Origin of the sequence: Mesorhizobium erdmanii USDA 3471, from assembly GCF_000472705.1 — a bacterium.
Lineage (GTDB): Bacteria > Pseudomonadota > Alphaproteobacteria > Rhizobiales > Rhizobiaceae > Mesorhizobium > Mesorhizobium erdmanii.
The window spans coordinates 111,800-136,626 of record NZ_AXAE01000011.1; the positions used below are offsets into that span (position 1 = coordinate 111,800).

A 24,827-nucleotide genomic window follows, 5' to 3' on the forward strand; every position below is an offset into this window, starting at 1 on the left:
GTGCTGGTTTTTCGGACGGGTGAACGGTTACGAGGCTCTGCTTTCCTCATGGCCGCTGCTCAGCCGGGAGTAGGCGGCGACATAGTCCCTCGCCATTCTGTCGGCTGAAAACCGCCTTTCGAACACCGCCCTTATGCGCCGCCTGTCGAGTTGCAGGAGAGCCGGCATGGTTGCGACAGCGTCTTCGATGGTTTCCACGACGAATCCGGTAACACCGTAGTCGACGATCTCGGGCATGGCGCCGCAACTCCAAGCCATGACCGGGGTTCCACAGGCCATGGCCTCTATCACGGCAAGGCCGAAGGGTTCGGGCCAATCAATCGGGAACAGCAGGGCGGCTGCATTGCCGAGAAATCCGCTCTTCTGGTCCTCATTGATCTCGCCGACATATTCGACCCTGTCGCCATCGATCATGGGTTTGACGACTTCCTCGAAATAGGCGCGATCGCCATCGCCGATCTTGGCCGCGAGCTTGAGTTTCAGCCCGGTGCGGCGGGCGATCTCGATCGCCCGGTCCGGCCGCTTGTCGCGCGACATCCTGCCGAGAAAGGCGAGATAGCCGCCATCCGTGCTCGCCTCGAAATCGGGTTCGTAGAGATCGAGCGGCAACCCGTGGTGGATTGTCGCCAGCCAGTTCGCGGAAGCGAAGCGCGCCCGTTGGCTGCGCGATATCGAAATCATCGGGAAGCGCGGGAACCGGTCATAGGCCTGCGCGAGATCCGCGTAATCCAGCCTGCCATGAGGCGTCGTAACCGTGCGCTCCGGCATGTCGCGGAAAAACGGGAAATGCAGGAAATGGCTGAGATGAAAGTGAACGACATCGAAATCGTCGGCGCGTTTCCTCACCTCATCGAGCATCGATAGATGCGCCGCGATCTCGGATTTCAGCGGACGCGGATCGAGACGAAGCGCCCGCTCGCGGCATGGCACCAGTTTGGCGGAAGTCTTCGTGTCACCGCTGGCAAATAACGTCACATCATGGCCGAGACCGACGAGCGCCTCGGTGAGATAGGAGATGATGCGCTCCGTCCCGCCATAGAGTCGTGGCGGAACCGATTCGTACAGTGGCGCGACATGGGCAATCTTCATGGCCCGGCTTTCCCTCGATGAGCTGGTCATGGAGCCAAATGCTTTGGGCCCAGGATAGTTCCGTCCTTATTGGCAGACACGCCAAATGGTCGAACAGCGTTTGATGTCCGATCATGCCGCCCTATTTCTTTTTGGCTGCCGAATTTGCGTTCAGCTCAAGGAGGCCGCGGTGCAAGAACCCAGGGATGTCGCAGCGAGACGCCTGAGCATGCTCATCGAGCAATATGTCGAGGCCAGAAAGCGGCGTTACGACTTCGTGTCGACGGATCAGGCTGCCAGGGTGGTCCGCAAGATGTTGAAACCTGCGGATCCGGTTCTCTCGGACCGCAAGCTCGACGACATGGTCGCCGCCCTCGCCGTCAAGAACGGCCTGGCGGTCGTCTTTGATCGCGGCGTCAGAGCCCCGGCCGATATCGCCGAGGCCGACCTGAACAGGAAGGAGCCGACCATGCGAGCACCATCGGAGACCCCGGATGTTGCCGGCGCGGTGGATGCCATTCTGGGCACTCAGACCGCTCCGCTTACGCAAATCACCCCGCTTTCAATGAGCGCGGTGATCTCGCTGCTGCGCGAACGGACGGGCACGAAACGGTCGGACGCCGACCTGGAAGGCCTGATCGCCAAGAAGGCCGCCGTTCTGGACGTGCACTTGGCGCGCAATGGCTGAGCGGCACTGCGCTTCCCTGCGGCGCGGCTCAAAGCCCGGGCCGACGGCTGAAAAGTCTGGTTTGCGGACGCTCTTTTCCGGTTGACCGGTCGATGCACTCTCCCTATGTTCCGCGCAATTTCGAGGGCGGCCTTTTCAAGCCCGCGGGAGCGCGTAGCTCAGCCGGTAGAGCAACTGACTTTTAATCAGTAGGTCATGGGTTCGAATCCCATCGCGCTCACCATTGCCGCAGTTGTACAGCCCGTCGCCGTGCTTCCCCGCCCGCTTCGATCGAAGGGGGATATTGCACCTTGGCGACGCAATGGCACCGGCTCTCTTCGACACGGCGGCAGGCCGGAGAAATATTACAAATCAGCAACTTGGCATTTTGACGAGGAACCTTCCCCCACACCACCCGTTGTCTCGCCACAAGGGACGTCAATCACCCTTTCCAAGGAGAAGACGATGAACAAGATCACAACGGGTATGCTGGCGACCGCCCTGTCGGCCTCTTTTGCGGCTGCCGCTGTACCGGCTAACGCGGCGCAGATGTTTGTGCCGCAGGCGGCTTCGGCTTCCAGCGATGTCCAGACGGTCGACTACAAGCCGTGGATGAAGAACCGCAATTTCAGCAACCGCCATTTCAACGGCAACCGTAACTTTGCGCGAAACTATAATGGCGGCGGCTACTGGAATGGACACCGCGGCTATCGCGAATACCATCGCGGTTATCGCCGCCACGGCGATTATTGGTTCCCGCTGGCGGCTTTCGCGACCGGCGCGCTGATCACCGGTGCCATCGTCAACAGCGAGAACAACCGCGTCTACGAAGGCAACTCGCACGTTCAGTGGTGCTACGACCACTATCGCAGCTACCGGGCCTCCGACAACACCTTCCAGCCGAATTATGGCCCCCGTAAGGAGTGCCGTTCGCCTTACTGATGCAAGGCTGAGCATAGCTGACGAGTATGAGTACAAGGCCCGCGCCAGAAACGGCGCGGGCTTTGCTTTTTATGCGCTCAGCGTTCTGCGCACGGCGTCACGCCATCCTGCCAGCTTGGCGGATCGCGTCGAGGCCTCCATCTCCGGTTTGAATCGCCGTTCAAGCGCCCAGCTTTTGGCAAACTCCTTTGCTTTCGGCCAAACCCCTGCCTTCGAACCGGCGAGCCAAGCCGCACCCAGCGCCGTCGTCTCCAGAATGGTCGGCCGATCGACCGGCGCATCGAGAATGTCAGCCAACCGCTGCATGGTCCAATCCGATGCCACCATGCCGCCATCGACCCTGAGAACCGTTTTGGCGGAAGTGCCCTTCCAGTCCTTGCGCATGGCGTCGAGCAGGTCGCGGGTCTGGTAGGCGACGGATTCGAGTGCTGCGCGCGCGAACTCCGCCGGGCCGGAATTGCGGGTCAGTCCGAAAATGGCGCCACGCGCCTCGGCGTCCCAATGCGGCGCGCCAAGACCGACAAATGCCGGCACCAGATAGACATTTTGTGTCGGGTCAGCCTCTTCAGCCAGTTTGCCGCTCTGCTCCGCCTTGCCGATCACCTTGATGCCGTCCCGCAGCCATTGCACGGCCGCGCCGGCAATGAAGATCGAGCCTTCCAGTGCATAGGTCGTCTTGCCGTTCAGCCGGTAAGCGATGGTGGTCAAAAGCCGGTTCTTGGAACGCACCAGATCGCTGCCGGTATTGAGCAGGGCAAAGCAGCCGGTGCCATAGGTGGATTTCATCATGCCCGGCTCGAAGCAGGCCTGGCCGATGGTCGCGGCATGCTGGTCGCCAGCAACGCCAAGGATTCTTATCTCGGCGCCAAAGAGATTTTTTTCAGTGATTCCATAGTCATCCGCACAGTCTTTGACCTCCGGCAGCATTTTTGCCGGAATATTGAGAATGGCCAACAGCTCATCGTCCCAGGCGTTGTTCTCGATGTTGTAGATCAGCGTGCGCGACGCATTGGTAGCGTCCGTTGCATGGACCTTGCCCCCAGTCAGCCGCCAGATCAGGAAACTGTCGATGGTGCCGGCCAGCAATTCGCCCTTCCCGGCGCGCTTCCTCGCCCCCTTCACCTTGTCCAGCATCCAGGCGATCTTGGTGCCTGAGAAATAGGGATCGAGCAGCAGGCCGGTCTTGCGGGTGAATTTCTTCTCCATGCCCTGCTTCTTCAGTTTCTGGCAGAGCGGCGCGGTGCGGCGGTCCTGCCAGACGATCGCGTTGTGGATCGGCTTGCCCGTCGCTCTGTCCCAGATGACGACGGTCTCGCGCTGGTTGGTGATGCCGATCGCGGCTAAGTCCGATGCGGTGCGGCCGGCCTTTTTCAATGCACCCTTCACGCTCGACACGACGCTCGCCCAGATCTCTTCGGGATCGTGCTCGACCCAGCCCGAGGCAGGATAGTGCTGCGTGAATTCCTGCTGATCGGTGCCGGCGATTTTCATGTCCTTGTCGAACAGGATCGCCCGGGTCGAAGTCGTTCCCTGGTCGATTGCCAGCACAAAACCGCTCATTCCACACCTCCACCTTTACACAAAGAAGGGAGACGGCAACGCGCCGCCTCCCCCAATTTCACACGGGCTCGAAAGCCCGCATAGACAGTCTTACTTCTGCCAGCTCTTCACCAGTTCGTCGTAATTGATGGTGATCGGCTTGTCCTTCTCCTGCTCGAGCTTCAGCTGAGGCGCGAGATTGCCGGCCTTGACCGCGTCGGCATTCCAGTAGGCAAGGTCATGCTCTTCGGCCATCTTCGGTCCGATGTCACCCTGGACACCGGATTTCTCGATACGAGCCATGACTTTTTCCTGATCGGCGCAGAGCGAATCCATGGCTTCCTGCGGTGTCTTGGCACCAGAGGATGCGTCACCGATGTTCTGCCACCAGAGCTGCGCCAGCTTCGGATAGTCCGGCACATTGGTGCCGGTCGGCGTCCACTGCACACGGGCCGGCGAGCGATAGAACTCGATCAGGCCGCCGAGCTTCGGCGCACGTTCGGTGAAGCTCTTGTCATGGATGGTGGAGTCGCGAATGAAGGTCAGGCCAACCTGGCTCTTCTTCACGTCGACGGTCTTCGAGGTGACGAACTGCGCGTAGAGCCAAGCGGCCTTGGCGCGGTCTGTCGGCGTCGACTTCATCAGCGTCCAGGAACCGACGTCCTGATAGCCGAGCTTCATCCCGTCCTTCCAGTAGGAGCCGTGCGGCGACGGCGCCATGCGCCATTTCGGCGTACCATCGTCGTTCATGACCGGAAGGCCGGGCTTGACCATGTCGGCGGTGAACGCCGTGTACCAGAAGATCTGCTGGGCAACATTGCCTTGCGACGGTACGGGGCCGGATTCGGAGAAGGTCATGCCCTGGGCTTCCGGCGGCGCATAGGCTTTCAGCCAATCAAGATACTTCTGGATGGCATAGACCGACGCCGGTCCGTTTGTGTCGCCACCGCGCGCGGTGCACGAGCCGACAGGCCGCGAATTTGCATCGACCTTGATGCCCCATTCATCGACTGGCAAGCCGTTCGGCAGGCCCTTGTCGCCATTGCCGGCCATCGACAGCCAGGCGTCGGTGAACCGCCAGCCGAGCGACGGATCCTTCTTGCCGTAGTCCATGTGGCCATAGACCTTCTTGCCGTTGACGTCGCGGCCCGTGAAGAATTCGGCAATGTCCTCATAGGCCGACCAGTTGACCGGCACGCCGAGATCGTAGCCGTACTTGGCCTTGAAGTCGGCCTTGTTCTTCTCGTCGTTGAACCAGTCGTAGCGGAACCAGTAGAGGTTCGCGAACTGCTGGTCGGGCAGCTGGTAGAGCTTCTTGTCCGGCGCGGTGGTGAACTTGGTGCCGATGAAGTCGCCGACGTCGAGCATCGGATCGGTAACGTCCTTGCCTTCGCCCGCCATCCAGTCGGTCAGGTTGCGCACCTGCTGGTAACGCCAGTGCGTGCCGATCAGATCGGAATCGTTGACCCAGCCGTCATAGATGTTCTGGCCGGTTTGCATCTGGGTCTGGATCTTTTCGACGACGTCGCCTTCCTGGATGACGTCATGCGTGACCTTGATGCCGGTGATGGCGGTAAAGGCCGGCGCCAGCACCTGAGACTCGTACTGGTGGGTGGTCAAGGTTTCCGAAACGACCTTGATGTCCATGCCGGCGAAGGGCTTGGCCGCATCGATGAACCACTGCATCTGCTTTTCCTGGTCCGCGCGGGAAAGCGTCGATACGTCGCCTATCTCCTTGTCCAGAAAGGCTTTTGCCTCATCCATCCCGGCATAGGCATTGCCTACGCCGAGCAATAGGACAAGGGCAGTTGTTGATGTTAAAAATTGCCGTCGCATGTGTTTCCTCCACTGTTTAGGTTTCAAGTGCGATCTGGAGCGGCCGCCTGCACGCGGTCGCTCCAACAGTTTCCCCCTCTATACGTAGCGGAACACGCCAATGGCGTAGACCACGGAGAGAGCGAGAGCCCACCAGAGGCTCGGTCCGACAAGACCCAGCCAAGCGAGATGGATAAAGGCGCTGCCGAGCAGCGATAGGAACAAACGGTCGCCGCGCGTCGTCTCGAAGCGCAGCACGCCGACGCGAGGATTGCCGCCCGGCGAGGCGTATTCCCAGACGCCCATGCCGACCAGCAGCAGGGCAATGACGCCAAAAAAAGCGGCCGTCGGCCAGGTCCATGCCATCCAGGAAAAGTCGAGGTTCATGATCACACCCTCCCCAGGGCGAAGCCCTTGGCGATGTAGTTGCGGACGAACCAGATCACCAAAGCGCCCGGGATCAGCGTCAGCACCCCGGCAGCAGCCAGCAGGCCCCAGTCCATGCCGGATGCCGACACGGTGCGGGTCATGGTCGCGGCGATCGGCTTGGCATCGGTGGTGGTCAGCGTGCGGGCGATCAGCAGTTCCACCCATGAGAACATGAAGCAGAAGAAGCAGGCGACACCGATGCCGCTGGCAATCAGCGGCATGAATATCTTCACGAAAAAGCGCGGAAACGAATAGCCGTCAATATAGGCGGTCTCGTCGATTTCCTTCGGCACGCCGGACATGAAGCCCTCGAGGATCCACACCGCCAGAGGCACGTTGAACAGGCAGTGCGCCAGCGCCACCGCGATATGGGTGTCGATCAGCCCGAAGGCCGAGTAGAGCTGGAAGAACGGCAGCGCGAACACTGCTGGTGGCGCCATGCGGTTGGTCAAAAGCCAGAAGAACAGATGCTTGTCGCCAAGGAAGCGGTAGCGCGAAAAAGCGTAGGCTGCCGGCAGCGCCACCGACACCGAAATCACCATGTTCATGACCACATAGGTGATCGAATTGATGTAACCGGAATACCATGCCTTTTGCGTGAAGATGGTGACGTAGTTGGCGATCGTCGGCGCATGCGGATAAAGCGTCAGCGAGTTGAGGATCTCCTCATTGGTCTTGAAGCTCATATTGATGAGCCAATAGATCGGCAGCAAAAGCACGATGATGTAGAGCGTCGGCACGATCCACCACCAGCGCGATTCCTCGCCGCGGCGGCGCATGCGCCTGTCGAGTTCGCTCTGCGACAGCGAGCTGGCCAGTCCTTCGTCGGCGGCAGTGCCGTTGATTGCGTTGCGCTCAGTTCGTTCGTTGGCGCCAGCCATATCAGCGCTCCGCGTCGTAATTGGTCATCACGGTGTAAAACACCCACGACAACAACAAGATGATGAGGAAGTAGACCAACGACATCGCCGCCGCCGGGCCCAGGTCGAACTGGCCGAGTGCCGTCTTGACAAGGTCGATCGACAGGAACGTCGTCGAATTGCCCGGGCCGCCGCCGGTGACGACGAAAGGCTCGGTGTAGATCATGAAGCTGTCCATGAAGCGCAGCAGCACGGCGATCAAAAGCACGCGCTGCATCTTCGGCAGCTGGATGTAGCGGAACACCGCCCAGCGCGAGGCGCCATCGATCTTGGCCGCCTGATAGAAGGCATCCGGGATCGAGACCAGGCCGGCATAGCAGAGCAGAACGACAAGGCTGGTCCAGTGCCAGACGTCCATGATGATGATCGTCACCCAGGCGTCGAACGGGTCCTGCACATAATTGTAGTCGATGCCGATGGCGTTGAGGTAGTAGCCCATCAGGCCGATGTCGCTACGACCGAACACCTGCCAGATGGTGCCGACGACGTTCCACGGGATCAGCAGCGGCAGCGACATCAGCACCAGGCAGACCGGTACGCCCCAGCCCTTTTTCGGCATGTTGAGGGCGATGAAGATGCCGAGCGGCACCTCGATGGCCAGAATGATGAAGGAGAAGATCAGGTTGCGGACCATCGCTTCCCAGAAGCGGCTGGAGGAGAGCAATTCCTCGAACCATTCCGTGCCGGCCCAGGTGAAGACGTTGTTGCCGAACGTGTCCTGCACCGAATAGTTGACGACCGTCATCAGCGGGATGACGGCGGTGAACGCCACCAGCACCAGTACCGGCAGCACCAGGAACCAGGCCTTGTTGTTCCAGGTCTTGTCCATCTATGCCCCCATCTCGACACGCCAGGAATCGGCATAGATGTTGATGCCGGCCGGGTCGAAACGAACCTTCGGTTCGGCCGGCACCGTCTCGTCCTCACCGATCACGGCTGCGATGTCGCGGCCTTCCAGCTTGGCGCGCACCACCTTGTGGCGGCCGACATCCTCGACCTTGCTGACTGAAACGGCCATGCCGTCGCGGCCGAGCCTGACATATTCAGGGCGAATGCCGAGTTCGACGGCGCCGCTCGCGGCTTTCGGCGCACCCGGCAGTTCGATGCGCTGCGAGCCCAGCATCGCCGTCTTGCCCTCGACCGCGACCGGCATGACGTTCATGCCGGGCGAACCAATGAAATAGCCGACGAAGGTGTGGCGCGGCCGCTCGAACAATTCCGCTGGCGTGCCGATCTGGACGATGCCGCCATCATACATGACCACGACCTGGTCGGCGAAGGTCAGCGCTTCGGTCTGGTCGTGCGTGACATAGACCATGGTGTAGCCGAACCGGCGGTGAAGCTGCTTCAACTGCGAGCGCAGCACCCATTTCATATGAGGGTCGATGACGGTCAGCGGCTCGTCGAACAGGATGGCGTTGACGTCGGAGCGCACCAGGCCGCGGCCGAGCGAGATCTTCTGTTTCTGGTCGGCGGTCAGCCCCCTCGCCTTCTTCCTTGCCCAGGACGCCAGGTCGATCATCTCCAGCGTCTCGCGCACCTTGCGGTCGACATCGGCCTCCGGCACGCCGCGGTTGCGCAGTGGGAAGGCCAGATTGTCGTAGACGGTCATGGTGTCGTAGATGACCGGAAACTGGAACACCTGTGCGATGTTGCGTTCCTGCGTCGACAGATTGGTCACGTCCCTGCCGTTGAACAGCAGTTTGCCGTGCGAGGGATGCAGCAATCCCGAAATGATGTTGAGCAGCGTGGTCTTGCCGCAGCCGGACGGCCCGAGCAGCGCATAGGCGCCGCCATCCTCGAAGGTGTGATGCACTTCGCGCAATGCGAAATCAGCTTCCTTCTGCGGATTCGGCAGGTAGGAATGCCTGACATGATTGACGTCGATGCGCGCCATACCGCCCTCCTCACGCCGCCAGCTTCTGGGCGGTCACGGCGCGGCCGTGCTCGTCGAAGACCATGATGTGACGCGGATCGATGAACACCTCGACCACCGCGTCGGTTTCGAAATCCCTGATGCCGTGGGTCAGCATGACCCAGCGAACATCGGCGAAATCGAGATGGATGAAGCTTTCCGATCCGGTGATCTCGGTGATGGTCACCTTAGCGCGCACCGGCACGGCGCCGGCATTGGGCCGTTCGAGGGAAAGATGGTGCGGCTGGAAACCGATCGTGTAATTGCCGTCGGCAATGCCGACGAGTTCGGCCGGCACCGGCAGCTTCACCCCGCCATCGAGCAGGAAGTCGGCGCCCTTCTTGGCCAGCACGATGGTGTTGAGCGGCGGATCGGCGAAGGTCTTCGCCGTTACCAGGTCGACCGGCTTGCGGAACACATCGATGGTCGGCCCGAACTGGGTGATGCGGCCTTCCGAGAGTGTTGCCGTGTTGCCGCCGAGCAGCAGCGCCTCGTGCGGTTCGGTGGTGGCATAGACGAAGATGGTGCCGGCGGCGGCGAAAATCCTCGGCAGTTCGGCCCGCAATTCCTCGCGCAGCTTGTAGTCGAGATTGGCCAGCGGCTCGTCGAGCAGCACCAGGCTGGCGTTCTTGACGATGGCGCGCGCCAGCGCGGTGCGCTGCTGCTGGCCGCCCGACAGGCTGAGCGGGGTGCGGTCGAGATAGGGCGTAAGCTTCAGCAACGCCGCGGCCTCGCGCACCTGGCTGTCGATCTTGGCCTGCTCGACGCCGGCTACCCTCAGCGGCGAGGCGATGTTCTCATAAACGGTCATCGCCGGATAATTGATGAACTGCTGGTAGACCATGGCGATCTTGCGCTTCTGCACCGGCGTGCCGGTAACATCATGACCGTCGAACCAGACAGAGCCGGAGGTCGGCACATCAAGGCCGGCCATCAATCGCATCAGGCTGGTCTTGCCGGAAAGCGTCGGTCCAAGCAGGACGTTAAGCGAGCCATGCTGAAGTGTCAGCGAGACGTCGCGTATATGCTCGACCGCACCGACCGTCTTGGTGACGTTCCTCAGTTCAAGCATGACGCCTCCTCCCAGGCTTTCCGCATCAGTTCATGACCCTCTTCATTCGGCGGCCGCGACGTGCCGCCGGCTTATGCCGCGCATGAATTCATCGAGTGCCGCGACCTGTTCACGGGCAAGGTGCAGGCCGCGCTTGGTCCGCCGCCACAGCACATCTTCCGCCGTGACCGCCCATTCGTTTTCAACGAGATAGCGCACCTCGGCCTCGTAGAGGTCGCCACCGAAATTGCGGCCGAGCTCGGCATTCGACTTGGCAAGACCGAGCAGGAGTTGAGCCCGCGTCCCATAAAGCCGGGTCAGCCGGCGGGCGAGACGCGCGTCCAGGAACGGATAGGCCGTCTTCAGCTTCGCCGCCTGCGCGTCGAAACCGGTGGCCGGAAAATCACCGCCGGGCAGCGGCGCATTTGATGTCCACGGCTTGCCGCGTTTGCCGAGAAAACCTTCGATCTTTTCCAGCATCGATTCCGACAGCCGGCGATAGGTGGTGATCTTGCCGCCGAAGGCGTTGACGATCGGCGCGGCGCCCTCGCCGCCATCGGCCTTCAGCACGTAGTCGCGCGTCGCTTCCTGCGCCTTGGAGGCGCCGTCATCATAGAGCGGGCGCACGGCCGAATAGGCCCAGACGATGTCGGAACGCTTGACGGGCTGGGCGAAATATTCGCTTGCCGCGGCGCAGAGATAATCGATCTCGGTGTCGCTGATCTTCACCTCATGCGGATCGCCGAGGTAGTCCTGGTCGGTGGTGCCGATCAGCGTGAACTCTTCCTCATAGGGGATGGCGAAAATGATGCGGCCATCCTTGTTCTGGAAGAAATAGGCACGCGGATCATCGAACTTCTTGGCGATGACGATGTGGCTGCCCTGCACAAGGCGCACATTGTGCACATCGTTCAGGCCGACGACGCCGGAGAGTACATGATCGACCCACGGTCCGGCGGCATTGACCAGCAGCCGCGCCTTGACCTCCTCGGTCTCACCGCTCCGCAGGTCCTCTATTTTGATCGTCCAAAGGCCGTTTTCGCGGCGCGCGCCGACAACTTTCGTGCGTGTGCGGATCGTTGCACCACGGTCGGCGGCGTCGCGTGCGTTGAGCGCCACCAGCCGCGCGTCGTTGACCCAGCCGTCTGAATATTCGAAGGCCTTTTTGAACAATGGCTTCAGAGGCTTACCGGCCGGATCCGTAGCCATGTCCAGCGTCCTGGTCGCCGGCAGCAATTTGCGTCCGCCAATGTGGTCATAGAGGAACAGGCCGAGCCGGATCAGCCAGGCGGGACGCAGGCCCTTGGCATAGGGTAGCACGAAGCGCATCGGCCAGATGATGTGCGGCGCGTTCTTCCACAGAACCTCGCGCTCCATCAGCGCCTCGCGCACCAGACGAAACTCGTAGAATTCGAGATAGCGCAAGCCGCCATGGATCAGCTTGGTCGAACCGGAGGAGGTTCCGCTGGCAAGGTCGTTCATCTCGGCCAGAAAGACAGAAAACCCACGCCCAACGGCATCGCGGGCGATGCCGCAGCCATTGATGCCGCCACCAATGACGAAAATGTCCCGGACTGAAGATGTGTCCACTTAACTCCTCCACGATTTCGCATTGCACCATTTTTGTCTTTTACGAAACCGTGGCGGGATTATTTCGAACTCATAACGAATGTCAAACGAAATATCACAAACTGGTGAGATGGCTGTGACAGACCTCAACCAAGCGACGTCTCGATAAGCTGAACCTCGGCCTCCTGGCAGATCTTGTGCACCGATGGAATATCGCAGCGGTCGGTGATGAAGGTGTTGACCTGCGACAGATGGCCGATGCGCACCGGCGCGGTGCGTTCGAACTTGGTCTGGTCGGATACCAGAATCACATGCCTGGCATTGGCGATGATTGCCTGCGCCACCTTCACCTCGCGAAAATCGAAATCGAGCAAGGCGCCGTCATGGTCGATGGCCGAGGCGCCGATAACGGCGTAGTCGACTTTGAACTGCCTGATGAAATCGACCGCCGCCTCGCCGACGACGCCGCCGTCCGAACCGCGCACCACGCCGCCAGCGATCACTACCTCGATCGAGGGATATATGCGCATCCTGTTGGCAACATTGATGTTATTGGTGATGACCATGAGGCCGTTATGGTCCAGCAATGCCTTGCTGACCGCCTCGGTCGTGGTGCCGATATTGATGAAGAGCGAGGCGTTGTCGGGGATGAGCCTGGCGGCGGCGCGGCCGATCGCTTCCTTCTCGTCCGCCGCGATCTTGCGTCTCGCCTCATATTCCATGTTTTCGATGCCGGACGGGAACAATGCCCCGCCATGGATGCGCGACAGCAGCCGCTGGTCGCAGAGATCGTTGAGATCCTTGCGAATGGTCTGCGGCGTCACGTTGAAGTGGGTGGCTAGGTCGTCGACCAGCACGCGGCCGTGGTCCTTGGCCATCTGGATGATTTCGGCATGGCGTGGGGACAGATACACTGCAGGCTCCCGTTTTCGTTTTTCTTGTCTATAGCGGAAAACGAAAGCAATGAAAAGGCATAAGCCGGCTAAGGGAAATCATCTGATTGCAAAGGCAAACTCCGGCGCAATCCTGTATTGACCTTTCAGGCCATGCCTCGTGCGATTTCGGTGATGACGACAAAGGCAGCATCGACATCGCCGGCGGTTGCCTCGAACTGGCCGACTTGGAACCTGATCGCCACATGCCCGTCGACCCTCGTCTGCGTCAGGTAAATGCGGCCATCGTCGTTGATCGCATTGACCAGCCGCAGATTGTGCTCGTCGGCATCGGCACCTGAGCCCACGATGTGCCGGAACGAAAACAGCGACAGCATCGGCTCGCTGACGATCTCGAAATCCGGCTCGCCTGCCAGCCGTGCGGCAAGCCCCTCACTCCATGCGACATGGTTGCGGATCATGGCGCGCAGGTTTTGCAGTCCGTGGGCGCGCAGCAGGAACCACAATTTCAAGGCGCGGAAGCGCCGGCCGAGCGGCACCGACCATTCGGAATAGTTGATGATGCCGTCCCGCCCGTGCGTCTTGAGGAATTCGGGCTTGATCGCCAGCGTGCGCACCAGGTCTTCCGGCTGTCGCAAGAACTGGATGGAGCAGTCAAACTGTGCTCCAAGCCATTTGTGCGGATTGAAGACGACAGAATCCGCTTGTTCGACGCCGGCCCAGAAATGGCGATACTCCGGGCAGATCATTGCCGATCCGGCCCACGCGGCATCGACATGCAAATAGAGCCCATACCGGCGCGCCACACCGGCGATCGCGGCGATGTTGTCCGTGCCGCCGATGCTGGTTCCGCCGACGCTGCCTATGATGCCGGCGGGCAGCAGTCCAGCCGCACGATCAGCGACGATTGCCGCTTCGAGGGCTGCTGTATCCATGGAGCGCAAACGGCCGCTGACAGGAATGCGCACGAGATTATCCTCGCCGATGCCCGATACCCAGATCGCCCGGTCGATCGACGTATGCACCTGATCCGAAGAATAGACGCGCAGCCGTGCCTGGCCGGCCAGTCCCTTTTTGTTGCCTTGCCAATCCAGCGCCCGCTCGCGCATGGTCAGCACGGCGTTCAGCGTCGCCGACGAGGCCGAATCCTGGATGACGCCGGAGAAGCCATCCGGCAGGCCGAGCGCCTGGCGCATCCAGTCGACGGTGCGGGTTTCGAGTTCGGTCGCCGCCGGCGAGGTCTGCCAAAGCATGCATTGCGCGGCCATGGCCGAGACCAGATACTCAGCCACCACCGAAACCGGCGCCGCGTTGGCCGGAAAATAGGCGAAGAAGCGCGGATGCTGCCAATGCGTCATCCCCGGCACGATCTTGCCTTCGAAATCGGCGAAGATCCTGTCCATCGGTTCGGCGTCTTCGGGCGGTGACGCTTCTATGCTCCTGAATATGTCGCCGGGCTCGACCAGCGGCCGCACCGGCCGCTCGCGCAAATTGTCCCGATAGTCGGCGCCCCAGTCGGCGGCGCGCTGCGACCACTGCCGGAACTCATCATTGTTCATCCTGTCCTCCCGACACGGACCGCAATGCCGGCGCTCTCGGCCCGACTTTCAAAATGTACCATCAATCAAGCGCTGGCGGCGCACACGCCCTAACCCGGAAAATCCGGCAGGCTGGCAAAAGCCGTTTTCAGCGCATTTGACCAGCCATCGGAGATCGTGCGGTAATACTGGTCGTCCTGGCCGATCCGCTTCTTCAGGCCGACCTTGAAGGCGTCCTGTTCCAGGAACAGCAGGTCGAGCGGCAAGCCGACCGACAGGTTCGACTTCAGCGTCGAGTCGAACGACACCAGCAGCAGCTTCACCGTCTCGGCCAGGCTCATCGCGCGCTCATAGGCGCGGATGATGATCGGCTTGCCGTACTTGGTCTCGCCGATCTGGAAGAAAGGCGTGTCGTCGGTCGATTCGATGAAATTGCCCTCGGGATAGATCATGAACAGCCGTGGCGGACTGCCCTTGATCTGGCCGCCCAGGATGAAGGAGGCGTTGAAATAGGAATCGGCCTTCTCGCCGGCGGGTGACGCCTGCGCGATCACCTCTTTCACCGTATCGCCCACCAGCCGCACCGTTTGATACATGGATGGCGTTTCGAGCAGCTTCTCGTGACGATCCGTCACCGCCTTGGTGCGCTCGTCGAGCAGGCTGACCACGGCCTGGGTCGTCGCCAGATTGCCGGCCGACATCAAGACAATAACGCGCTCGCCGGGCTGCTCCCAGACATGCATCTTCTTGAAGGTCGAGATCGAATCCATACCGGCATTGGTACGCGTGTCCGACATGAACACGAGCCCGCGATCGATCTTCAGGCCGACGCAATAGGTCATGGAATCTCTTCTGGCACCAATCCTCGGCGGATTACTGCTCCACCGTGACGGTGACCGCAAGCTGTTCTTCCGCCTGTCCCAGTCGAATTCCCGACACCGGAGAAGCATCGCGATAGTCGCGGCCGGTGGCCACCTTCACATAGCGTTCGTCGGGAGAAATTCCGTTTGCGGGGTCGAAAGCCACCCAGCCGAGACCTGGAACATGCGCTTCGGACCAGGCATGGCTTGCCGCCTGCTCGACGTCCGCATCCATCATCAGGTAGCCGCTGACATAACGGGCTGGAAAACCCATCGCACGCGCAGTGGCGGCAAAGATGTGGCTATGGTCCTGGCAGACCCCGGTCTTCAGCGCCAGGGCCTCTTCGGCCGAGGTGGCCGCATTGGTCGTGCCCGGCGTGTAGGCGACGCGTTCGCCGATCATTGCCATCAGCCGGTGCAGCCTTTCGATGTCGGTGCCCTTGCCGACAGCTTCGGCAAGATCACGGACGCCGCCGCCTATCGTGGTCAAAGGCGTCTCCTGCGCGAACAACCACAACGGCGCAAAACCCTGATGCGGCCCACAGACGCCGGATGTATCGCGCGTCACCACCTCGCCAGACGCCTCGACGGTGATGAAATCGTGGTTGCCCTCGACGCTCAGCAGTCGCGTGTCGTTGCCATAGTGATCGGTAAATCGCACCTCCTCGCGCGCGCCTTCGACCTTCAGCGCCCAAGACAGCACGGTCTGCGTAGGCCCGCTCACCGGCAGCAACCGCAGACGTTGCAGCAGATATTGCACCGGCGCGTCGTAGCGGTATTCGGTCCGGTGGGTGATCTTGAGTCGCATGATGTCCTCAATAAAACCGGTAATCCTGCGCGATTTCGTCGCCGAGCCTAGTGTTGTCCCTGATGAAATTGGCCAGGAATTCATGCAGGCCGGCATCGAAAATATCCTTGATCGACCCTGCCCTCAGCATTGTCTGCGTCTTCTCCGCCGTGGCGTGGCAGGCATGACGTTCGCCGTAATCGTCGCCGAGGAATTTCAGGTGCTCGGCCAGGAAGCGGTAGCAGAAAGTCAGCGAACGCGGCATGCGCACGTTGAGGATCAAATAATCGGCGATGTTCGTCGGTTTGTAGTCGGCGTCATAGACCCAGCGGTAGGAGCGGTGCGCGGACACCGAGCGCAGGATCGATTCCCACTGATAGTTGTCGAGCGTCGAGCCGACCCAGGAGATCGACGGCAACAGCACATAGTATTTCACGTCGAGGATGCGTGCGGTGTTGTCGGCGCGCTCGACATAGGTGCCAAGTTGCGAGAAGTCGAAGATCTCGTTGCGCAGCATGGTGCCGTAGAACGAGCCGCGGATCAGCGCCGTTTCGCGCTTGATCGCGTCGAGCACAGTGGGCAGGTCGCGCTCGTCGATCGGCTTGGCCAGCATCCGCTTCAGCGCCATCCAGGCTTCGTTGATGCTTTCCCAGGTCTCGCGCGTCAGCGCGGTGCGCACCATGCGGGCATTGTTGCGCGCGGTCTCGATCGACGACATCGTGCTCGACGGGTTCGACGTGTCGCGCAGCAGGAAATCGGCGACATTGGCGGCCGTATAGTCCGAATATTTCTGCTTGAAGGCCACGTCGGCGCCGGCGCTGAGCAGCACCGAGTTCCACTCCTCGGACGCGCTCTGCGTGCGCGTCAGCGCCATGCGCAGCCCGGCATCGACCAGTCGCGCCATGTTTTCAGCCCGCTCGATATAGCGGTTCATCCAGTAGAGCCCGTTGGCGGTGCGGCCCAAAAGCATGTCAGCTTGCTCCGGTGTCGGGCGAATAGCGAATAGTCAGTAGCGAATAGCGAAGAATACGTCTCATGATTGCTGCGTTCCCCGCGCTCGTCTCAATCATCCAACACCCAGGTATCTTTCGTTCCGCCACCCTGCGAGGAATTGACCACCAGTGAGCCTTCCTTGAGCGCGACCCGCGTCAGGCCACCGGGCACGATCTGGATGCGGTCGGATACCAGCACATAGGGCCTGAGATCGACATGGCGCGGCGCCAGTCCCTTGTCGGTCAGGATCGGGCAGGTCGACAGCGCCAGAGTCGGTTGGGCGATGTAGTTCGAAGGCTTCGCGGCGAGCTTCTTGGCGAAGGCCTCGCACTCCTTTTTGGTCGCCGCCGGGCCGACCAGCATGCCGTATCCGCCGGAGCCGTGCACTTCCTTGATCACCAGCTCATGGATGTGCTCGAGCACATACTTCAGGCTGTCGGGTTCCGAACAGCGCCAGGTCGGGATGTTGCCTAGGATCGCCTTGCGGCCGGTGTAGAACTCAACGATCTCCGGCATGTAGGAATAGATCGCCTTGTCGTCGGCTATGCCGGTACCCGGCGCATTGGCGATGGTGATGTTGCCGGCGCGGTACACATCCATGATGCCGGGTATGCCAAGCGCCGAATCCGGCCGAAAGGTCAGCGGATCGAGGAAGGAATCGTCGACGCGCCGGTAGAGCACGTCGATCTGCTTGTAGCCCTCGGTCGTGCGCATCGCGACATGGCCGTCGACGACGCGCAGATCCTGGCCCTCGACCAGTTGCACGCCCATCTGGTCGGCGAGGAAGGCGTGCTCGAAATAGGCGGAGTTGAAGCTGCCGGGTGTCAGCACCGCGATTGTCGGCGCGCCCTTGGTGCTCTGCGGACGAACCGCCGCCAGCGACTGACGCAGCAGCTGCGGGTAGTTCTCCACCGGCCGCACCTTGATCTTCTGGAACAGCTCGGGGAACAGCTGCATCATCGTCTCGCGGTTCTCCAGCATGTAGGAGACGCCGGACGGCGTGCGCGCATTGTCCTCCAGCACGTAGAATTCGTCTTCGCTGATGCGAACGATATCGACGCCGATAATATGGGTGTAGACGCCGGCGGGCGGGCGCACTCCGATCATTTCCGGCAGGAAAGCCTCGTTCTTGGCGATCAGCTCCCGCGGCACGCGGCCGGCGCGCAGGATCTCCTGGCGGTGATATATATCGTCGAGGAAGGCGTTCAGCGCTTGCACGCGCTGCTCTATGCCTTGCGTCAAGCGTCGCCACTCATTGCCGGAAATGATGCGTGGGACAATATCGAACGGGATCAGCCGTTCGGACGCCTCCTGCTCGCCATAGACGGCGAAGGTGATGCCGGTCTTGCGGAAGACGCGTTCGGCGTCCTGCATCTTCTCGGTAAGCCTGGCCGGATCCTGCTCCTTCAGCCAGCGGTCATAAGCCAAATACGGTCTTCTCAATCCGGAGACTTCCGGAAGCATTTCATCGAACGCTGCCAATCGCATACTCCCCTGTGACGCCATTTCAATGGCGTGGCCGGAGAAAATCAAGCGCAATCGGTGATTTGGGAGATCCGGACGATCAGTATGTTGCGGCTGCCTAAAATTGAGGCAGCTGAAATATGACCTTGAACAGGCTTTGCCTTGTGCCCGGGCAGATGCATTCCTGGCTAGAAGGCGCGAAAGGTGACGACCGTGAAGGTGTCTTTTATGCCGGGGAGAATCTGCACCTTCTCGTTGACGAAATGGCCGACGTCCTCTTCGTCATCGACATAGAATTTGGCGAGCAGATCGTAATTGCCGGCGGTGGAATAGATTTCCGAGGCGATCTCGGCGTCGGCAAGCGCGCTGGCAACCTCATAGGATTTGCCCAGCTCGCATTTGATCTGCACGAAAAACGCCTTCATGGCTTCGTCCCGCTAAACGTCCAAGTCTAAGCGGCCCTTCTGGCAGACTGGAGGCGGCCTTTCAAGCACTGGAATCCGTACTTAGCCGGCGCGGGCCCTGGCCACGGCCTCGCGCAGCTCCGCAACCGGCATGCCACGCTTGAACAGCCTGCCGCCGATCACCAGCGCCGGCGTGCCCCGCAGCCGGAAGGCCGTTGCCTGGGCATCGTTGCGCGACAGCAAGGCATCGATCGCCGGCCGACGGCCAGCGAGAGCGGCGCGCGCACCGGCGACATCGACCCCGGCCACCCTGAGAATATCGTCGGTGCGACGCGCGGAAAGCCCACGTTCATTGGTCATCAGCGCATCGACGGCGGCCGCATAGTGGCCACCGGCCGACAACGCCATCCGCGCGGCGTCGCGCGAGACGTCGCCGAAGATCGGCCAGTCCTTCATCACCAGCCGGACGCCATGGTCCTCCGCCAGCAGCTTCTTCAGTTCGACAAAGACAAGCTTGCAGACCGGACACTGGTAATCGACGAATTCGGCGATGGTCACATCGCCCTTGGGATTGCCAAGCGCCGGTATCGCCGGGTCGAAGGCCACTTCGCTGACCGTCGGCGCGATCCTTGCCCAGGCCGGCAGCGGCGCCAAAGCCGCAAGACCGGCGGCACCTTTCAACAAGAGGCGCCGATCAACGGACTGCGTCAAAATCATTCGTCCCACGGGTTTTGCACGCTCTCTCTCCCAAGGTTCACGATGAGCGCCCCGCCTTAAAGGAAGCTTAAGCATGAGGGACCTGCCTCGACGAGGAAGAATATTGGCGGATACTGAAACCGCGAGGCGCCGTCACGCGTATGTTAAGATGTCTCCAGGAACAGCTTTCCGGAGGCATCCTTCGAGGGACAGTGGAGACAGGCCATGCGCCGCGCCTTTTTCGCATTCGCGTTCGTCATGCTGGCGTCCTCGGCGTTTGCCGGCGACGCCGAGGTCAAGGCAGGCCAGGCTGTCATCGACGGCCAGTTGAAGGCCCTCCTCGCCGATGACGGCGCCAAGGCCTACAGCTTCGCCGCCCCGAACGTGAAGCAGGTCTTCCCGACCGTCGAGGCCTTCATGAACATGGTCACCAATGGCTACCCGCCGGTGCGCAAACCACAATCCTATGCCTTCGGCAAGGTCGAGCAGACAGGCCCAGGTTCGATCATCCAACAGGTGTTGATCGTCGGCCCCGACGGCAAGGATTATGAGGCGGTCTATACGCTGCAACAGCAGCCCGACGGCACGTTCCAGATCACCGGCTGCAGCCTGCGCGCGTCGAACTCGCTGAGCACCTGAGGTTTTACAGGACGGGAATATCGCCCCGCGCCCAGCCTTCGGTGATTTCAACCCCACGCGTCTCGAAGCTGCCGGCGTCGATCGCGGCGCGAATGTCCTGCATCAGCTTCTGGTAATAAGAAAGATTGTTCCACGTCAAAAGCATGGCGCCCAGCGCCTCCTGAGAGCGCACCAGATGGTGCAGGTAGGCGCGCGAATAATCCCGCGCGGCCGGGCAGTCGCTTTCCTCGTCCAGCGGGCGCGGGTCGTCGGCATGGCGCGCGTTGCGCAAATTGACCTTGCCGCGGCGGGTGTAGGCAAGGCCGTGGCGGCCGGCCCGCGTCGGCATCACGCAGTCGAACATGTCGATGCCGCGCGCCACCGATTTCAGGATGTCGTCGGGCGTGCCGACCCCCATGAGATAGCGCGGCTTGTCGTCGGGCAGTTCCGGACAGGTGATGTCGAGCATTTCGAGCATCACCGCTTGCGGCTCGCCAACAGCCAAGCCGCCGACCGCATAGCCCTTCAGCTCCATGGCGCTCAGCGCCTGCGCCGAACGAACGCGCAGCGCAGCATTGTCGCCGCCCTGCACGATGCCAAACATCGCCTTGCCCGGCTGGTCGCCGAAAGCCGTCTTGCAACGCTCGGCCCAGCGCAGCGACAGCTCCATGGCGCGCTCGATCTCCTTGAGCTCGGCCGGCAGTGCCGTGCATTCGTCGAGCTGCATCTGGATGTCGGAATCGAGCAGGCCCTGGATCTCGATCGAACGCTCGGGCGACATCTCGTAGGCGGCGCCATCGATATGCGAGCGGAAGGTGACGCCTTTCTCGGTCAGTTTCCTCAGCTTCGACAGCGACATCACTTGAAAACCGCCACTGTCCGTCAGGATCGGATGCGGCCAGCGGGCGAATTCGTGCAGGCCGCCAAGCCGCGCCACACGCTCGGCGCCCGGCCGCAGCATCAGGTGGTAGGTGTTGCCCAGGATGATGTCCGCGCCGACGCCACGCACCTGGTCCATATACATCGCCTTGACCGTGCCGCCGGTGCCGACCGGCATGAAGGCGGGTGTACGGATCTCGCCGCGCGGCATGTCGATGACACCGCGCCGCGCCTTGCCGTCGGTCGCCAGAACCTTGAAGGTGAACGGCTTAGCCATTGAATTCCTTGTCGTGGATCGACGCGTCAGGCGCCTGTCTGTCGAGCGACTGCCGGTATTGGATGCAGCCGCGCATGAATTTGGGCCAGGGCGGCACGGCGATCGAGGGCGTGGTCTTTTCCGGCAACAGGTCCCACAGATCGGGATGATGCCAGCAAAGATCATGGCCTGATGTGTCACGATGCGCGCGAATGCCGCCGCCCAATTTCTTCACCTCGGCGATCAGGGCATCGCGATCGAGGGCTTGCAGGTCATTGTCCATCGCTCGTCTCCGCTCGGTAAAGCAGGCTTGCGTCGCCGTAGGAATAGAACCTGTAGCGGTTCGCGATGGCATGCGCATAGGCGGCCCGCATCGTGTCGAGGCCGCTGAAGGCCGAGACCAGCATGAACAGCGTCGAGCGCGGCAGATGGAAATTGGTCATCAGCATGTCGGCGGTGCGAAAGCGATAGCCGGGCGTGATGAAGATGTCGGTCGGGCCGGACCACGCAGGTACAGTACCGTCGTCGCGCGCCGCACTCTCCAGCAGCCGCAGCGAGGTCGTGCCGACGGCGACGATGCGCCCGCCTCTCGCCTTGGCCGCGTTCAGCGCGTCTGCTGTTTCCCGGCTGACCGAACCGATCTCGGCATGCATCTTGTGATCGGCGGTGTCATCTGCCTTGACCGGCAGGAACGTGCCGGCGCCGACATGAAGCGTGACGAAATGGCGTTCGACGCCCTTGGCGTCGAGCGCCGCGAAAAGCTCCGGCGTGAAATGCAAGCCGGCGGTGGGCGCCGCAACCGCCCCCTCCTCTCGTGCATAGATGGTCTGGTAGTCGGCACGGTCGCGCTCGTCGTCGTCACGCTTCGAGGCGATGTAAGGCGGCAATGGAATGTGACCGACGGCGTGCAGCGCCTCGTCGAGGAACGGTCCCGACAGGTCGAAGCCAAGCAGTGCTTCGCCGCCCTCGCCTTTTTCGATGACGGTGGCGTCGAGCTGGCCGAGGAAACAGGAGTTGCCGTCATGGCCAAAATGGATGCGGTCGCCGGCGGCGATGCGTTTGCCTGGCCGCATGAAGGCGAGCCAGCGATCCGGCGCCACGCGCATGTGCAAGGTGGCCTCGACCAGTGCCTGTGCTTCGCCACGCCGCCGGATGCCTTTGAGCTGCGCTGGAATGACCTTGGTGTCGTTGAAAACCAGCACGTCGCCGGTCCTGAGCAAAGACGGCAGGTCGCGGACTATGCGGTCGTCGAGTTTCGCCCCCGGCTTGACGACCAGCATCTTGGCACTGTCGCGCGGCTCGGCCGGGCGAAGCGCGATGCGCTCTTCCGGCAGGTCGAAATCGAAGAGGTCGACACGCATCAGTAGAGCCGGACGAGCAGCGCTCCGGCCAAGAGCAGCACCGCGCCGGCAACGCGGCCGAGCGAGATTTCCCGAACCGCGACGCCGAGGAAGCCGATGCGGTCGATGAGCATGCCAGCCAGCAGCTGGCCAGCCACCAGGAACGCCATCAGCGCGGCGGCACCGATGCGCGGCGTCAGGATTGTCGAGAGCGTGACATAGAAGCCGCCGAGCATGCCGCCGGCGATGAACAGCCAGGGGGCCGGCGCCTTCCAGTCGAGGGTGATGCCTTGCAGCTTCACCACCGTGACGGAGATGATGCCGAGCACGACGGCGCCCGACAGGAACGAGAAGGCGGCAGCCGCGACCGGGAGCCCCAGGCCGCGTGCCAACTGCGAATTGATCGGAGCCTGAATGGCAATGAAGGCGCCGGACAGGATGCCGAGAAGCGACCAGACGACGCCCATCATTGTCGTTCCGCCTTACTTGACGTCGGCCGCGACCTTCAGCGACACAATCTTGTCGGGATCGACCACCGGCTCGCCGCGCTTGATCTTGTCGACATTGTCCATGCCTTCGATGACCTGGCCCCAGACCGTGTACTGGCGGTTGAGGAAGGCGGCATCGTCGAAGCAGATGAAGAACTGCGAATTGGCCGAGTTCGGGTTCTGCGAACGGGCCATCGAGCAGGTGCCGCGGCCGTGGTTGGCATTGGAGAATTCAGCCTTCAGGTCAGGCTTTTCCGAGCCGCCCATGCCGGCACGCGACGGAGCAAAGCTGGGCTTGCTCGAATTCCCGAACTTGACGTCGCCGGTCTGCGCCATGAAGCCGTCGATGACGCGGTGGAAGACGACGCCATCATAGGCGCCTTCCCTGGCCAGTTCCTTGATGCGGGCGACATGGCCGGGGGCCAAATCGGGGAAAAGCTCGATGACGACCTTACCCTTGGTCGTTTCCAGGATGAGCGCGTTCTCGCGGTCCTTGATCTCAGCCATGTCAGATATCCTTTTTCTCAGAAAATAGAGTTACTTATCGGCGGCGATGCGCACCTTGATCATCCGGTCGGGGTCGGAGACCGTACCATTGTCCGCTTCGTCGCCCTTCTTGATCTTGTCGACCAGTTCCATGCCGCTGACGACGTTGCCGACGATGGTGTACTGGCCATCCAGCGGCGGTGCCGGCGCGAACATGATGAAGAACTGCGAATTGGCGGAGTTCGGATCCTGCGAGCGGGCCATGCCGACCACGCCGCGCTTGTAGTGCTCGGTCTGCGAGAATTCGGCCGGCAGGTCAGGCAGATCGGAACCGCCGGTGCCGACGGCCTGGGCGTTGAAACCCTTCTCCATGTTGCCGAACTTGACGTCGCCAGTCTGGGCCATGAAGCCGTCGATGACACGGTGGAAGGCGACATTGTCATAGGCATGATCACGCACGAGCTTCTTGATCTGCGCGACATGCTTGGGCGCCAGATCAGGCCGCAAGGCGATGGTGACGTCGCCATCCTTGAGCGTGATGATCATGGTGTTTTCGGGGTCGGCGGCATAGGCCGAGACCGATGCGGTCACAAGACCGGCAAGCACGACGAGGAACGAGGCGAGCTTTTTCAGCTGCATGGTCTTCTCCGAGAAACTTATTTTGCGAATTTGGCGGTGAGCGCGCCAGCGACCGCCGCCGGCACGAAGGGGCGGATGTCGCCGCCCATGGAGGCTATCTGGCGTACAAGTGTGGCGGTAATGGTGCGCACCGAAGGGCTGGCGGGCAGAAAAACCGTCTGCAGCTCTGGCGCCATGGTTTCGTTCATGCCGGCCATCTGCATTTCGTAATCGAGATCGGTGCCATCGCGCAGGCCTCGGATCATGATCGAGGCGCCCTCTCTCCTGGCGGCGTCGATGACCAGCCCGTCGAAGGCGACGACCTTGATGCGGGTGCCATCGCGGCCAAATTCGGCCTTGGTGGCCGCTTCGATGAGCTGCACCCGTTCTTCGAAGGAGAACAGCGGCTTCTTGCCCGGATGAATGCCGATCGCGGCGTAGACGATGTCGGCCACGGCCAGCGACGCTTTCAGCACATCGAGATGGCCGTTGGTCAGCGGGTCGAAAGAGCCGGCGTAAAGGGCGATGCGTTCCATCATGCCGCAGCTTCTAGCGAGCCTCTCTCGCAAAGGCAAATCCGATCAGCGCGCAG

At 61.6% G+C, this 24,827-nt stretch carries 27 protein-coding genes and 1 tRNA gene; 4 read left to right on the plus strand and 24 right to left on the minus strand.

What is annotated here, in order from left to right; genetic code table 11:
* Positions 1-27: 27 nt before the first annotated feature.
* The gene (locus A3AU_RS0105670; RefSeq protein ID WP_027051923.1) at positions 28-1,089 is read right to left on the minus strand and encodes a glycosyltransferase family 4 protein; all 1,062 of its coding nucleotides are present in this window, start codon (positions 1,087-1,089) and stop codon (positions 28-30) included.
* An 85-nt stretch (positions 1,090-1,174) separates the two neighbouring features.
* Between A3AU_RS0105670 and A3AU_RS1000000140090 the strand changes: the two genes are divergently transcribed.
* From A3AU_RS1000000140090 to A3AU_RS0105685, 3 genes are all read left to right on the plus strand, one after another.
* Entirely contained in the window at positions 1,175-1,756 is a 582-nt protein-coding gene (locus tag A3AU_RS1000000140090; protein WP_245235420.1) for a hypothetical protein, read from the plus strand.
* 147 nt (positions 1,757-1,903) lie between these two features.
* A tRNA-Lys gene (locus A3AU_RS0105680) sits at positions 1,904-1,979 on the plus strand.
* 221 nt (positions 1,980-2,200) lie between these two features.
* Positions 2,201-2,677, plus strand: coding sequence for a BA14K family protein (locus A3AU_RS0105685; RefSeq protein ID WP_027051925.1), 477 nt, complete (start codon positions 2,201-2,203; stop codon positions 2,675-2,677).
* A 69-nt stretch (positions 2,678-2,746) separates the two neighbouring features.
* Here the strand turns inward: A3AU_RS0105685 and glpK are convergent, their stop codons facing one another.
* The 16 genes from glpK to A3AU_RS0105765 all read right to left on the minus strand — a co-directional run bounded on the left by glpK (position 2,747) and on the right by A3AU_RS0105765 (position 19,565).
* Positions 2,747-4,237, minus strand: coding sequence for a glycerol kinase GlpK (glpK, locus tag A3AU_RS0105690; RefSeq protein ID WP_027051926.1), 1,491 nt, complete (start codon positions 4,235-4,237; stop codon positions 2,747-2,749).
* A gap of 90 nt (positions 4,238-4,327) precedes the next feature.
* Positions 4,328-6,052: an ABC transporter substrate-binding protein gene (locus A3AU_RS0105695; RefSeq protein ID WP_027051927.1), complete on the minus strand. Its 1,725-nt coding sequence runs from the start codon at positions 6,050-6,052 to the stop codon at positions 4,328-4,330.
* A 78-nt stretch (positions 6,053-6,130) separates the two neighbouring features.
* On the minus strand, positions 6,131-6,418 hold the full coding sequence (locus A3AU_RS0105700; protein WP_027051928.1) for a DUF2160 domain-containing protein: 288 nt from the start codon (positions 6,416-6,418) through the stop codon (positions 6,131-6,133).
* Between the two features lie 2 nt (positions 6,419-6,420).
* On the minus strand, positions 6,421-7,341 hold the full coding sequence (locus A3AU_RS0105705; RefSeq protein WP_027051929.1) for a carbohydrate ABC transporter permease: 921 nt from the start codon (positions 7,339-7,341) through the stop codon (positions 6,421-6,423).
* A 1-nt stretch (position 7,342) separates the two neighbouring features.
* Positions 7,343-8,209 (minus strand): carbohydrate ABC transporter permease, encoded by an 867-nt coding sequence (locus A3AU_RS0105710; RefSeq protein ID WP_027051930.1) that lies wholly within the window; start codon positions 8,207-8,209, stop codon positions 7,343-7,345.
* A complete protein-coding gene (locus A3AU_RS0105715; protein WP_027051931.1) occupies positions 8,210-9,277 on the minus strand; it encodes an ABC transporter ATP-binding protein in 1,068 nt (355 codons plus the stop codon).
* Between the two features lie 10 nt (positions 9,278-9,287).
* Positions 9,288-10,367, minus strand: coding sequence for an ABC transporter ATP-binding protein (locus A3AU_RS0105720; protein ID WP_027051932.1), 1,080 nt, complete (start codon positions 10,365-10,367; stop codon positions 9,288-9,290).
* A gap of 42 nt (positions 10,368-10,409) precedes the next feature.
* Entirely contained in the window at positions 10,410-11,936 is a 1,527-nt protein-coding gene (glpD, locus tag A3AU_RS0105725; protein ID WP_027051933.1) for a glycerol-3-phosphate dehydrogenase, read from the minus strand.
* A 125-nt stretch (positions 11,937-12,061) separates the two neighbouring features.
* Positions 12,062-12,829, minus strand: coding sequence for a DeoR/GlpR family DNA-binding transcription regulator (locus tag A3AU_RS0105730; protein WP_027051934.1), 768 nt, complete (start codon positions 12,827-12,829; stop codon positions 12,062-12,064).
* A gap of 125 nt (positions 12,830-12,954) precedes the next feature.
* A complete protein-coding gene (locus A3AU_RS0105735) occupies positions 12,955-14,367 on the minus strand; it encodes a pyridoxal phosphate-dependent decarboxylase family protein (protein ID WP_027051935.1) in 1,413 nt (470 codons plus the stop codon).
* Between the two features lie 89 nt (positions 14,368-14,456).
* Positions 14,457-15,188, minus strand: coding sequence for a proteasome-type protease (locus A3AU_RS0105740; protein ID WP_027051936.1), 732 nt, complete (start codon positions 15,186-15,188; stop codon positions 14,457-14,459).
* 31 nt (positions 15,189-15,219) lie between these two features.
* A complete protein-coding gene (locus A3AU_RS0105745) occupies positions 15,220-16,014 on the minus strand; it encodes a transglutaminase family protein (protein WP_027051937.1) in 795 nt (264 codons plus the stop codon).
* Positions 16,015-16,021: 7 nt separating this feature from the next.
* Positions 16,022-16,963: an alpha-E domain-containing protein gene (locus tag A3AU_RS0105750; protein ID WP_027051938.1), complete on the minus strand. Its 942-nt coding sequence runs from the start codon at positions 16,961-16,963 to the stop codon at positions 16,022-16,024.
* Positions 16,964-17,055: 92 nt separating this feature from the next.
* The gene (locus A3AU_RS0105755) at positions 17,056-18,468 is read right to left on the minus strand and encodes a circularly permuted type 2 ATP-grasp protein (RefSeq protein ID WP_027051939.1); all 1,413 of its coding nucleotides are present in this window, start codon (positions 18,466-18,468) and stop codon (positions 17,056-17,058) included.
* A 170-nt stretch (positions 18,469-18,638) separates the two neighbouring features.
* Positions 18,639-18,875 (minus strand): Lrp/AsnC family transcriptional regulator, encoded by a 237-nt coding sequence (locus A3AU_RS0105760; RefSeq protein ID WP_010909609.1) that lies wholly within the window; start codon positions 18,873-18,875, stop codon positions 18,639-18,641.
* An 81-nt stretch (positions 18,876-18,956) separates the two neighbouring features.
* Complete coding sequence (locus A3AU_RS0105765) at positions 18,957-19,565, minus strand: DsbA family protein (RefSeq protein ID WP_245235421.1); 609 nt, start codon at positions 19,563-19,565, stop codon at positions 18,957-18,959.
* A 210-nt stretch (positions 19,566-19,775) separates the two neighbouring features.
* Between A3AU_RS0105765 and A3AU_RS0105770 the strand changes: the two genes are divergently transcribed.
* A complete protein-coding gene (locus tag A3AU_RS0105770; protein ID WP_027051941.1) occupies positions 19,776-20,189 on the plus strand; it encodes a DUF4864 domain-containing protein in 414 nt (137 codons plus the stop codon).
* A 4-nt stretch (positions 20,190-20,193) separates the two neighbouring features.
* On the opposite strand, the gene tgt is transcribed toward A3AU_RS0105770, so the two are convergent.
* From tgt to coaD, 7 genes are all read right to left on the minus strand, one after another.
* Positions 20,194-21,324, minus strand: coding sequence for a tRNA guanosine(34) transglycosylase Tgt (tgt, locus tag A3AU_RS0105775; RefSeq protein WP_027051942.1), 1,131 nt, complete (start codon positions 21,322-21,324; stop codon positions 20,194-20,196).
* Positions 21,317-21,586: a hypothetical protein gene (locus A3AU_RS0105780; RefSeq protein ID WP_027051943.1), complete on the minus strand. Its 270-nt coding sequence runs from the start codon at positions 21,584-21,586 to the stop codon at positions 21,317-21,319. The genes tgt and A3AU_RS0105780 overlap by 8 nt, the downstream gene beginning before the upstream one ends.
* On the minus strand, positions 21,576-22,664 hold the full coding sequence (gene queA / locus A3AU_RS0105785) for a tRNA preQ1(34) S-adenosylmethionine ribosyltransferase-isomerase QueA (protein ID WP_027051944.1): 1,089 nt from the start codon (positions 22,662-22,664) through the stop codon (positions 21,576-21,578). The genes A3AU_RS0105780 and queA overlap by 11 nt, the downstream gene beginning before the upstream one ends.
* Positions 22,664-23,113, minus strand: coding sequence for a DMT family transporter (locus tag A3AU_RS0105790; RefSeq protein WP_027051945.1), 450 nt, complete (start codon positions 23,111-23,113; stop codon positions 22,664-22,666). The genes queA and A3AU_RS0105790 overlap by 1 nt, the downstream gene beginning before the upstream one ends.
* A gap of 12 nt (positions 23,114-23,125) precedes the next feature.
* Positions 23,126-23,638 (minus strand): peptidylprolyl isomerase, encoded by a 513-nt coding sequence (locus tag A3AU_RS0105795; protein ID WP_027051946.1) that lies wholly within the window; start codon positions 23,636-23,638, stop codon positions 23,126-23,128.
* Between the two features lie 30 nt (positions 23,639-23,668).
* Entirely contained in the window at positions 23,669-24,163 is a 495-nt protein-coding gene (locus A3AU_RS0105800) for a peptidylprolyl isomerase (RefSeq protein WP_245235427.1), read from the minus strand.
* A 110-nt stretch (positions 24,164-24,273) separates the two neighbouring features.
* The gene (coaD, locus tag A3AU_RS0105805; protein ID WP_027051948.1) at positions 24,274-24,774 is read right to left on the minus strand and encodes a pantetheine-phosphate adenylyltransferase; all 501 of its coding nucleotides are present in this window, start codon (positions 24,772-24,774) and stop codon (positions 24,274-24,276) included.
* Positions 24,775-24,827 lie beyond the last annotated feature (53 nt).

Coding starts and splice junctions, on each gene's coding strand:
- A3AU_RS0105670 (WP_027051923.1), bottom strand. CDS start 1,089: ATGAAGATTGCCCATGTCGCGCCACTGTACGAATCGGTTCCGCCACGA.
- A3AU_RS1000000140090 (WP_245235420.1), top strand. CDS start 1,175: ATGGTCGAACAGCGTTTGATGTCCGATCATGCCGCCCTATTTCTTTTT.
- A3AU_RS0105685 (WP_027051925.1), top strand. CDS start 2,201: ATGAACAAGATCACAACGGGTATGCTGGCGACCGCCCTGTCGGCCTCT.
- glpK (WP_027051926.1), bottom strand. CDS start 4,237: ATGAGCGGTTTTGTGCTGGCAATCGACCAGGGAACGACTTCGACCCGG.
- A3AU_RS0105695 (WP_027051927.1), bottom strand. CDS start 6,052: ATGCGACGGCAATTTTTAACATCAACAACTGCCCTTGTCCTATTGCTC.
- A3AU_RS0105700 (WP_027051928.1), bottom strand. CDS start 6,418: ATGAACCTCGACTTTTCCTGGATGGCATGGACCTGGCCGACGGCCGCT.
- A3AU_RS0105705 (WP_027051929.1), bottom strand. CDS start 7,341: ATGGCTGGCGCCAACGAACGAACTGAGCGCAACGCAATCAACGGCACT.
- A3AU_RS0105710 (WP_027051930.1), bottom strand. CDS start 8,209: ATGGACAAGACCTGGAACAACAAGGCCTGGTTCCTGGTGCTGCCGGTA.
- A3AU_RS0105715 (WP_027051931.1), bottom strand. CDS start 9,277: ATGGCGCGCATCGACGTCAATCATGTCAGGCATTCCTACCTGCCGAAT.
- A3AU_RS0105720 (WP_027051932.1), bottom strand. CDS start 10,367: ATGCTTGAACTGAGGAACGTCACCAAGACGGTCGGTGCGGTCGAGCAT.
- A3AU_RS0105735 (WP_027051935.1), bottom strand. CDS start 14,367: ATGAACAATGATGAGTTCCGGCAGTGGTCGCAGCGCGCCGCCGACTGG.
- A3AU_RS0105740 (WP_027051936.1), bottom strand. CDS start 15,188: ATGACCTATTGCGTCGGCCTGAAGATCGATCGCGGGCTCGTGTTCATG.
- A3AU_RS0105745 (WP_027051937.1), bottom strand. CDS start 16,014: ATGCGACTCAAGATCACCCACCGGACCGAATACCGCTACGACGCGCCG.
- A3AU_RS0105750 (WP_027051938.1), bottom strand. CDS start 16,963: ATGCTTTTGGGCCGCACCGCCAACGGGCTCTACTGGATGAACCGCTAT.
- A3AU_RS0105760 (WP_010909609.1), bottom strand. CDS start 18,875: ATGAAGGCGTTTTTCGTGCAGATCAAATGCGAGCTGGGCAAATCCTAT.
- A3AU_RS0105770 (WP_027051941.1), top strand. CDS start 19,776: ATGCGCCGCGCCTTTTTCGCATTCGCGTTCGTCATGCTGGCGTCCTCG.
- tgt (WP_027051942.1), bottom strand. CDS start 21,324: ATGGCTAAGCCGTTCACCTTCAAGGTTCTGGCGACCGACGGCAAGGCG.
- A3AU_RS0105780 (WP_027051943.1), bottom strand. CDS start 21,586: ATGGACAATGACCTGCAAGCCCTCGATCGCGATGCCCTGATCGCCGAG.
- queA (WP_027051944.1), bottom strand. CDS start 22,664: ATGCGTGTCGACCTCTTCGATTTCGACCTGCCGGAAGAGCGCATCGCG.
- A3AU_RS0105790 (WP_027051945.1), bottom strand. CDS start 23,113: ATGATGGGCGTCGTCTGGTCGCTTCTCGGCATCCTGTCCGGCGCCTTC.
- A3AU_RS0105795 (WP_027051946.1), bottom strand. CDS start 23,638: ATGGCTGAGATCAAGGACCGCGAGAACGCGCTCATCCTGGAAACGACC.
- A3AU_RS0105800 (WP_245235427.1), bottom strand. CDS start 24,163: ATGATCATCACGCTCAAGGATGGCGACGTCACCATCGCCTTGCGGCCT.
- coaD (WP_027051948.1), bottom strand. CDS start 24,774: ATGATGGAACGCATCGCCCTTTACGCCGGCTCTTTCGACCCGCTGACC.